Raw genomic sequence first — 7,958 nt, 5'->3', positions numbered from 1 at the left:
TCATGCTTCATTGAACTCCCGTCATGCCCTGAACGCCACTACCACACGGCCGCATGATTTGACTTCGGCTGCATACCACGCTATAGTTTTTGACATCACCGCCCGGAGAGGCGGCTTTTTTATTGCCGGGCCGGGTGTAGGCTGCGCCCATGACCCCGTCCGAACCGACACGGCCCGCCTCCCCGCTGAAGGCCGCCGCCTGGCTGCTGGAGCACCTGAACGACCCGCAACTGCGTGTGCTGGATTGCCGCTATGCCCTGACCGACCCGCTGGTGGGGCGGATTGCCTACATGGCAGGGCACGTGCCCGGCGCAATCTATGCCGACCTGGAAACGGACCTCAGCGGCCCGGTGCGGCCGGACGGGTCGGGGGGCCGGCATCCCCTGCCCGACCCGCCGGTGCTGGCCGCCTGGCTGGGGGATGCCGGCATCGGCAACGGCAGTGTGGTGGTGGCCTACGACGACCCCTCCACGGGCCAGGGCTTCTATGCCGCACGGGCCTGGTGGCTGCTGCGCTGGCTGGGGCACCGGGAGGTGTATGTGCTGGACGGCGGCTGGCCCGCCTTCTTAGCGACGGGAGGCCAGGCCAGCATCGCCGAGTCGACCTTCGCCCCGGCAACCTTCACGCCGGACGTGCAGCCGGAGATGGTCGCCACCGCCGGGGATGTGGCGGGGCGGGAGGCCGGGACACTCCTGATCGACTCACGGGCCGCGAACCGTTACCGGGGTGAGGTGGAACCGCTGGACCGCAAGGCCGGGCACATCCCCGGTGCGGTGAACCGCGAGTGGGCCGGGGCGCTGGACGGGCAGGGGCACTGGCGGAACGCTGCCGCGCAGGCCGCGCGGTTGGCTACGGAGGAGGCCGCCACCATCACCTACTGCGGCAGCGGCGTGAGCGCGACCCCCAACCTGCTGGCCCGCGAACTCGCCGGGGTGCCCCTAGGCCCGCGCAACCGCCTGTACGCCGGGTCGTGGAGCGACTGGGTGAGCGACGACTCGCGCCGGGTGGCGACGGGGGAAGAGCAGTGAGCTATGGGCTGTGAACCTGCACCTGGGAGCTTGAGCTGCTGGCTTCCGCCCTCTTTTTCATAGCTCAGGACTTCTCAGCGCGTGCCGCTGTAGTTGCCCGAACAGGCCGCGCCACGCTCCGGGGCGGTCGGCCCCTGCTCGTATTCATCGAGGAAGGCCTTCAGGCGCGGGTCGGTGGGGCTGTCCACGGTGAGCTGGGCATTCCACGCACTAATGACGACGGGTGATGGCAGGCCGGGATAGGGACTCAGGAGCGTGTAGGGCCGCCCGTCCACCAGTTGCGCCAGGGCCGCCACGCCCTCCGCGCCCAGGTCGGGGCGGTAGGTGATCCAGACCGCGCCGTGTTCGAGGCTGTGCACCGCGTACTCGTTGTAGAGCGGCTGGGTGTACACGCCGCAGTTCTGCCAGTTGGGGTTGTGGGGGCCGCCCGCCGGGGGCGTCTGGGCGTACGTCAGCGAACCGGAGCGGTGGTCGCCGCCGGCATAATCGAAGGTCTTCACGCCCTCGATGCCTTTCTGGCCGCAGGCCGCGAGTGCGAGGGGCAGAAGCAGGGAGAGCAGCAGGCGCTTCATCACCTCCCAGGGTAAAGGCCAGCCGCCCCGAACGTGTCCTGTCGGGGAGCCGGACGTGACAGGCTGGGGCATGACCACCCCTCCCCCGCCCCGGTTGGCCGCCCTGAATCAGCCGATCATCTTTGTCGATACCGAGACCGGTGGGCGCGACCCGGCCCGCCATCCGCTGCTGACCATCGGCCTGGCGACGCTCACGCCGCAGGGCGAGGTCACGCGGCCCCTGCACCTGCGCCTGCGCCACGAACACTACGAGGTGGAGGCTGAGGCGATGGCCGTCAACGGCATCGACCTCACCACACACCACGCCCAGGCACAGCCCCCGGAGGAGGTCGCGGACGCGGTGCGGGCCTACGCGCGGGAGGTCGGGCGGGTGATGCTGGGCGGCCACAACCTGACTTACGACCTGGGCTTCCTGCGGCCCCTGCTGCCCGACCTGAACACAGTCTTTCGGCGCGGGCGGGTGGATACCAAGCTCAGCGCGCAGTTCCTGATTCACGCGGGCCTCCTGCCGCGCAAGGTGGGCACGCCCCTGGAACAACTCGCGGAGCACTTCGGGCTGGAATACCAGGCCCACGACGCCCTGGAGGACGCCCGCACCACGGCCCAGGTCTACGCGGAGTTGCTGCGGCTGACGGCACGGTAGAGAGGTCCCCCCCCCTACTCCCCACCCTCGCTGACCCGCGCGTCCGCATGGCTCTCGGGAGTGCCGGGGGGCCGCCCACTGGGGAAGGTGGTGCTCAGCAGGTCCACCTCCTGATGGTCGGGCATTAGGTTGGCGGTCAGGCCGCGCTGCGCCAGCACGGGCAGGAAGTCCTCCATCACGCCGACCTCGCCGTGAATCAGCCAGACGCGCGGGCTGCCGGTGGACGAGAGAAAGGCCAGCAGGTCGTCCTGGTCGGCGTGGGCCGAGAAGCCGCCGATGGTATGGACCTGGGCGCGCACGGCGACCTCGTCGCCCATGATGCGGACCGTCTCGGCCCCCGCGACGATGCGCCCGCCCAGGCTGCCCGGCGACTGGTAGCTCACGATGACCAGGCTGGTACTCGGCTTCCAGAGGTTGTGCTTGAGGTGGTGCTGGATGCGCCCGCCCGTCATCATGCCGTTGCCCGCCAGGATGATGGCGGGGCCGTCGTAGCGGTTGATGCGCTGGGATTCGGCGCTGGTGGCGACCACGTGCAGCGTGGAGGGCCGGAAGGGGTCCTCGCCGTTCTGGAGGGCCTCGCGGACGGGCGGAATCAGTTCGTCGCCGTACTCGAAGTATTCGTGGGTGGCGCGGGCGGCCATCGGGGAATCCAGAAAGACCGGGATGCGCGGGACCTCGCCCGCCTCCATCAGATTCCGCAGGGTATAGAGGATCATCTGCGCGCGCTCGATGGCAAAGGTGGGAATCAGGATCTTGCCGCCCGCGCGCACGCTCTGGTGCAGGGTCTCGCAAAACTCCGCGAGGGTGGCGGGCAGGGAGCGGTGGGTGCGGTTGGCGTAGGTCGTCTCGATCAGCACCGCGTCGGCGGGAGGCGGGGGCGTGAAGTCGAGTTGCAGGCCGCTCTCGCGGTTGCCCAGGTCGCCGGACATCAGCAGGCGCTCGCCGTCCACCTCGATCAGCAGGTACGCGCTGCCCAGGATGTGCCCGGCCCGCTGCGGCGTGACCCGCAGGGACCCGACCTGCGCCGTCTCCCCGAAGCGCAGGGAGGGGCGCAGCAGGGCCAGGGTGCGGTGAACATCCTCCTCGTCGTACAGCGGCTCGGGCACGTCGGCCTCGCGGCCCACGCGGCGGGCGCGGCGCAGGTCCTGGCGAAAGCCCTCGACCTGGAGGCGGGCCGAGTCGAGCAGCACCGTCTCGGCCAGGGCCGCCGTGGGCGCGGTGCAGAAGATGGGGCCGCGGTAGCCGCGCCGCACCAGCAGTGGCAGCCGCCCGATGTGGTCGAGGTGCGCGTGCGTCACGAGGACGGCGGCCAGGTCGGACGCGTCGAAGGGAAAGGCCTCGCGGTTGCGGGCTTCGAGTTCCTCGCCGCCCTGGAACATGCCGCAGTCGATCAGCACCGGGCCGTCACGGGTGCTCAGCAGGTGGGCGCTTCCCGTGACGGTCAGCGCCGCCCCCAGACTCTGAAGGTGCATGGAGGCAGTCTGCCCCAGCACGGGGCACCTGGACTTTACCCGCCCTTCAGAAAGCGGGCGGCCGGGGTGGGGCGGGTGTACGTTCGGCGCATGACAGACCCCCTGATTTTCCGGACCACGGCGGGTGAGGACGCCCCCGCAGAAGCCGAACCGGCGGGCGTGACGCCTGCGGCAGCGGGCAGCGGCACCCCCTTCCGGCGCATCACCGTGGGCATCGACTTCTCGCCCGCCTCCGGGTACGCGCTGGAGCTGGTGCGGACCCGCTTTCCCGGCGCGCAGGTGCGGCTGCTGCACGTGACCGACGCCCGCGCGCTGACCGCGCCCGACCTGGGGGGCGGCGTGATTCCCACCGGCCCCAACCCCGCCCTGCTGCAATCCCTGGAGGACGCCGACGCGGGTGGCCTGACCCGGCTGGCGCAGGACGGCGAGGAAACCGAGCTGCTGGTGGGCGACCCGGTGACGGGCATCCTGGAAGCCTCCGAACGCTGGGGCGCGGAGCTGATCGTGGTCGGCACCCACTCGCGGGGAGCCATCGAACACTTTTTCGTGGGCAGCAGCGCCGAGAAACTGGTCGCCCGCAGCCCCATCCCGGTCCTGACCGTGCGCCTGCCGCGGGAAGCCCAGGGGCGCTGACAGAAACGCCCTGCCAGCAAAAACCCCCGCTCAGGGCCGGGCGGGGGGGGAGGTCGGGGGGGCTGAGGGGCTAGCTGCCGGGGGACTGGTTGCTGGGGAAGTGACCGCGCTGCCCTCGCCATCCTGAAACTCGCCCGTTATGGTGCCGCCCGGCGCGGCGCGGACCACCACCTCGTCGCGGTCGAGGTTGTAGATCAGTTCCTGGGCGCTCAGCACGTCGTTGCCCTGGCGGCTCTCGGCGGGCTGCTCGGGCGTGCCGTACAGCCGGGCCACGTTCGCCTGATCGTCGTACTCGACGCGGGCGGCCCGGCTGACGCGCCCGCCCTTGCTGTTCAGCACCACGTTGCCGACCAGCACCGTTTGCTCCTCGTCCACGTTCACCTCGATGCGCTCGCTGGTGCCGGTCAGTGAGCCGTCGTCCGAGGGGCGGGTAAAGCTGATGGGGCCGTCGATGCGGGCGATGCCGTCCGACTCGTCGTACACGAGGTTCTGGCCCTTCAGCTCGGTCTTGCCCTGCGTGACCTGCACGGTGTCGGGGGCAGGTTTCGGGGTGGCCTCCACCAGACAGCGGCTCAGGCGGTCGGTCTTGCCCTCGGGTGCCTCGTCCAGAAAACGGGCGGTTCCGGCGCTGGCCTCCACCCGGCCGTCACCGGCCTCACCGTTCTCGCGGGTGCGCTGCGTGACGACGGCCAGCGGCACGCGGATCACGTTCTTGTCGATGCTGATCCGCACGCCCTGCGGCCCCGTCTCGCTGAACACCGCCAGGCTGGGGGCATTTTCCGGCTCCCCTTCCTGCGGGCCGCACAGGGCAAAGACCCCGCCCTCCCCCACGGTCGTCCGCTCGATCAGGATGACGCGGTCCTTGTTGTCGTCCCCCCGGCGCACCAGTTGCAGGCTGGTGGGCTTGGCCGGGGCCGTCTCGCCCTCACCCGTGTTCGGGTCCGCCTCGGGCGCGGGCTGGGCCTGCTCCGTGGGGGGCTGTTCTGCGGGAGGCTGTTCCGTGGGAGACGGGGGAGCAGCCGGGGCCGGCGCGGCCTGCTGCGCCCTCACCCACAGGGGGCCGGCCGCTCCCAGGGTGAGAAGCAGGGTCAGGGCCAGAGCGCGCCGCATGGCCGGAGTTTACTTCTCCCCGCGCAGGTTGAACTGTTCGGTGGGAATCTTGAAGCTGGCCACCTCGCGGACGCGGGCGATGTCGGTGCGCTGCTCCAGGATGTTGGAGGCCAGGCGGGACTTGGTCTTGCTGTCCACGCTCACGGCGTTGCCGACCACGTAGGCCACGTTCTTCTTGTCGTCGTAGTACACGGCGTTCCCGGTGGTGGTCAGGGTGCCCTGCACCAGCTTGACCCCCCCGCGCACGTATAGCGTCTTCTCGGCGGTGCGGGCGCGCACCTCCTGTCCGGTGATGGTCAGTTCCTTCTGATTGCCCTTCGCCGCGCGGGTCAGGGTGGGGTTGCCGGTGAGCTGGGCGAGTTCCTGATCCTCGTCGAAGATGAGTTTCTCGGCGCGGCCACTCTGGCTGCCGTTGGTCAGGCGCACGCTGCCGGTGCTGGTCGAGACGTTGTTGTCCACGTCCAGGCTCATCTGGCCCGCGCTGATGCTCACGGTGTCACCGTTGCTCTTGTCCTCGGGCACGAAGGTGGCGCTGGGGTTGCCGCTCAGGACGCCTTGGCCGGTCGCCTCGCTGTAGGCGAGCTTCTCGCCCTTGGCGGTCAGGCGGCCACGGGTCACGAGCACGTTGCCGGTAAAGACGCCGGTGCGCTTGCCCTCCGCCTGGGCGAGGGTCTGGCCCGCGGGCGCGGACACCACCGCCTGCGCGGCCTTGAGTTTCAGGCTGCTCACCGTGGCGTTCACGGGATTGCCGGTGTAGGTCAGCGGGCCGTTTCGCAGGTCACCGCGGGGCGCACCCTCCACCCGCAGGACGCGGTTCTGGGCACTCTGGGCGACGACGGTCGTGGCGGCCAGGGCCGCGAGAAGAACAACTCGTTTCATCATGATTCTCCTTTGAAGTCAGGGGCGCGTGCGTCTGCACAGGCGGGGCGGCACCGTGGCCGGTCTGCGAGGCGCGAGCTAGGAGGCGTGATAGGGCACCCGCTGGCCGTTCTCGCAGGTTTCGGTGGGGTCGAGGGGATAGGTGGTGTCGCTGTCTTCGCCGGAGTCCTCCAGCACGAACTGAAACGTCATCCGCAGGCGCGTGACCTTGCCGGTCATGTAGGGCGAGTCCACCTGTGCCAGCGGCGCGCTGAAGCCGTAGCCCTGCTCGATTCGCACCGGCTGCCCCGGCGTGCCCCTCAGCTTGATATCTGCACACTGCTGCACCAGGGTGATGCTCGCCTGACGGGTCAGCATGTTGTCCTGCCCGTCGATGGTGAGGTCGGGGGCGCTGAGGGTGGCGTCCAGCACGCTGCGGCCGGTCGGCTGCCCGTTCGGCCCCTGTTCTCGCACCCAGCGGCCCCCGTCCGAGAGGCCCGCGAGGTGCGTTTCCCCCTTGAGGGGGTCACTGGTCACGCTCGCGGCCCGGAAACGCCAGACCGCACCCGTGTCACGGGCCGGGTAGAGCGTGAGGGCGACCCCCTCCAGCGTGGCCCCCGTCTGGGCCGCGCCCGACCTGCCCTGTGGCAGCAACGCGAACACCAGCGCAAAGAGGCCCAGCAAGGCGAGTGCGTACACCCCGGCTTTCAGCACGCGCGCACTCTAGCGCGGTGCCCTCATGAGAGTGATGGGCGGGGGCTGACGGGGGGTGAGGAGGGGGCGGTGCGCGGGCAGCAGGACGCGGTCTGGTGCTTTTCCCGCGTACCGCGTACGGCGAACCGCGTACCCTCTTCCCCATGATCGACACCCACTGCCACCTCGACTACCTCGACGACCCGGCCTCGGCGCGGGGGGAACTGGGCCTGAGCGGCATGGTCTGTATCGGGGCGAGCGCCGAACATGCCCGGAACGCGGTGGCCCTGGCGGGGCAGTTCGGGGACGTGTGGGCGACGGCGGGGCTGCACCCGACCGACGCGGCGGAGGACAGCCCGGAAGTGCGGGCCGAGATCGAGGCGCTGGCGCTCCACCCGCGCGTGGTCGGCATCGGGGAAAGCGGGCTGGACGACTACTGGGACGACACCCAGCGCCCAACCCAGCTCGCGGCCTTCGAGTGGCAGCTCGACCTCGCACGGCGCACCGGCAAACCGCTGGTGATTCACGTGCGTGACAAGGCCGGGCAGGACTCGGCCCACCGGGGCGTGATGGAGGTGCTTTCCGGCCAGCCGGACGTGCCGGTCATCCTGCACTGCTTCAGCGGGCATCCCGGCCTCTTCCAGTATGGGCTGGAACGCGGCGCGTATTTCGGCTTCGCGGGCAATACGACCTACAAGAACGCCCAGCCCATCCAGGAAGCCGCCCGGCAGGTGCCCCTGGACCGCCTGCTGCTGGAAACCGACGCGCCCTTTCTGGCCCCGGTGCCCAAACGCGGCCGGCCCAACCGCCCCGGCTACGTGCGGCACACGCTGGAGTTCATCGCCGCGCTGCGCGGGCTGGACCCCGCCGAGCTGGAGCGCGTCACCGACGAGAACGCCCGCCGCGCCTACCGTCTGGCCTGAACAAGCCGGGGCAGCAGGGCAGCCGG

Annotated in this window: 9 protein-coding genes; 4 read left to right on the top strand and 5 right to left on the bottom strand. The window is 70.4% G+C overall.

Annotation, left to right across the window (positions count from 1 at the left end; all coding sequences use genetic code 11):
• The first annotated feature begins 149 nt into the window (after positions 1-149).
• Positions 150-1,028 (top strand): sulfurtransferase, encoded by an 879-nt coding sequence (locus tag ABEA67_RS15390; RefSeq protein ID WP_345466816.1) that lies wholly within the window; start codon positions 150-152, stop codon positions 1,026-1,028.
• A 74-nt stretch (positions 1,029-1,102) separates the two neighbouring features.
• Here the strand turns inward: ABEA67_RS15390 and ABEA67_RS15385 are convergent, their stop codons facing one another.
• Entirely contained in the window at positions 1,103-1,600 is a 498-nt protein-coding gene (locus tag ABEA67_RS15385) for a thioredoxin-like domain-containing protein (RefSeq protein WP_345466813.1), read from the bottom strand.
• Positions 1,601-1,670: 70 nt separating this feature from the next.
• On the opposite strand from ABEA67_RS15385, the gene ABEA67_RS15380 reads away from it, so the two are divergent.
• Positions 1,671-2,243, top strand: coding sequence for a 3'-5' exonuclease (locus ABEA67_RS15380; RefSeq protein WP_345466811.1), 573 nt, complete (start codon positions 1,671-1,673; stop codon positions 2,241-2,243).
• 14 nt (positions 2,244-2,257) lie between these two features.
• Here ABEA67_RS15380 and ABEA67_RS15375 read toward each other — a convergent pair whose 3' ends face one another.
• Positions 2,258-3,715 (bottom strand): MBL fold metallo-hydrolase, encoded by a 1,458-nt coding sequence (locus ABEA67_RS15375; RefSeq protein ID WP_345466809.1) that lies wholly within the window; start codon positions 3,713-3,715, stop codon positions 2,258-2,260.
• A 90-nt stretch (positions 3,716-3,805) separates the two neighbouring features.
• Between ABEA67_RS15375 and ABEA67_RS15370 the strand changes: the two genes are divergently transcribed.
• Positions 3,806-4,348 carry a universal stress protein gene (locus ABEA67_RS15370; RefSeq protein WP_345466807.1) on the top strand — a complete coding sequence of 181 codons (543 nt, stop codon included), beginning with the start codon at positions 3,806-3,808 and terminating at the stop codon, positions 4,346-4,348.
• A 30-nt stretch (positions 4,349-4,378) separates the two neighbouring features.
• On the opposite strand, the gene ABEA67_RS15365 is transcribed toward ABEA67_RS15370, so the two are convergent.
• The 3 genes from ABEA67_RS15365 to ABEA67_RS15355 all read right to left on the bottom strand — a co-directional run bounded on the left by ABEA67_RS15365 (position 4,379) and on the right by ABEA67_RS15355 (position 7,030).
• On the bottom strand, positions 4,379-5,458 hold the full coding sequence (locus tag ABEA67_RS15365; protein ID WP_345466806.1) for an LptA/OstA family protein: 1,080 nt from the start codon (positions 5,456-5,458) through the stop codon (positions 4,379-4,381).
• 9 nt (positions 5,459-5,467) lie between these two features.
• On the bottom strand, positions 5,468-6,337 hold the full coding sequence (locus ABEA67_RS15360; RefSeq protein WP_345466829.1) for an LptA/OstA family protein: 870 nt from the start codon (positions 6,335-6,337) through the stop codon (positions 5,468-5,470).
• Positions 6,338-6,415: 78 nt separating this feature from the next.
• Positions 6,416-7,030 (bottom strand): hypothetical protein, encoded by a 615-nt coding sequence (locus ABEA67_RS15355; RefSeq protein ID WP_345466803.1) that lies wholly within the window; start codon positions 7,028-7,030, stop codon positions 6,416-6,418.
• Between the two features lie 143 nt (positions 7,031-7,173).
• On the opposite strand from ABEA67_RS15355, the gene ABEA67_RS15350 reads away from it, so the two are divergent.
• The gene (locus ABEA67_RS15350) at positions 7,174-7,932 is read left to right on the top strand and encodes a TatD family hydrolase (protein ID WP_345466802.1); all 759 of its coding nucleotides are present in this window, start codon (positions 7,174-7,176) and stop codon (positions 7,930-7,932) included.
• Positions 7,933-7,958: the final 26 nt, after the last annotated feature.

It is taken from the genome of Deinococcus carri (assembly GCF_039545055.1).
Classification (GTDB): Bacteria; Deinococcota; Deinococci; order Deinococcales; family Deinococcaceae; genus Deinococcus; species Deinococcus carri.
This window is presented reverse-complemented; position numbering and strand designations above follow the sequence as displayed.

Coding starts and splice junctions, on each gene's coding strand:
- ABEA67_RS15375 (WP_345466809.1), bottom strand. CDS start 3,715: ATGCACCTTCAGAGTCTGGGGGCGGCGCTGACCGTCACGGGAAGCGCC.
- ABEA67_RS15360 (WP_345466829.1), bottom strand. CDS start 6,337: ATGAAACGAGTTGTTCTTCTCGCGGCCCTGGCCGCCACGACCGTCGTC.
- ABEA67_RS15390 (WP_345466816.1), top strand. CDS start 150: ATGACCCCGTCCGAACCGACACGGCCCGCCTCCCCGCTGAAGGCCGCC.
- ABEA67_RS15350 (WP_345466802.1), top strand. CDS start 7,174: ATGATCGACACCCACTGCCACCTCGACTACCTCGACGACCCGGCCTCG.
- ABEA67_RS15370 (WP_345466807.1), top strand. CDS start 3,806: ATGACAGACCCCCTGATTTTCCGGACCACGGCGGGTGAGGACGCCCCC.
- ABEA67_RS15385 (WP_345466813.1), bottom strand. CDS start 1,600: ATGAAGCGCCTGCTGCTCTCCCTGCTTCTGCCCCTCGCACTCGCGGCC.
- ABEA67_RS15365 (WP_345466806.1), bottom strand. CDS start 5,458: ATGCGGCGCGCTCTGGCCCTGACCCTGCTTCTCACCCTGGGAGCGGCC.
- ABEA67_RS15380 (WP_345466811.1), top strand. CDS start 1,671: ATGACCACCCCTCCCCCGCCCCGGTTGGCCGCCCTGAATCAGCCGATC.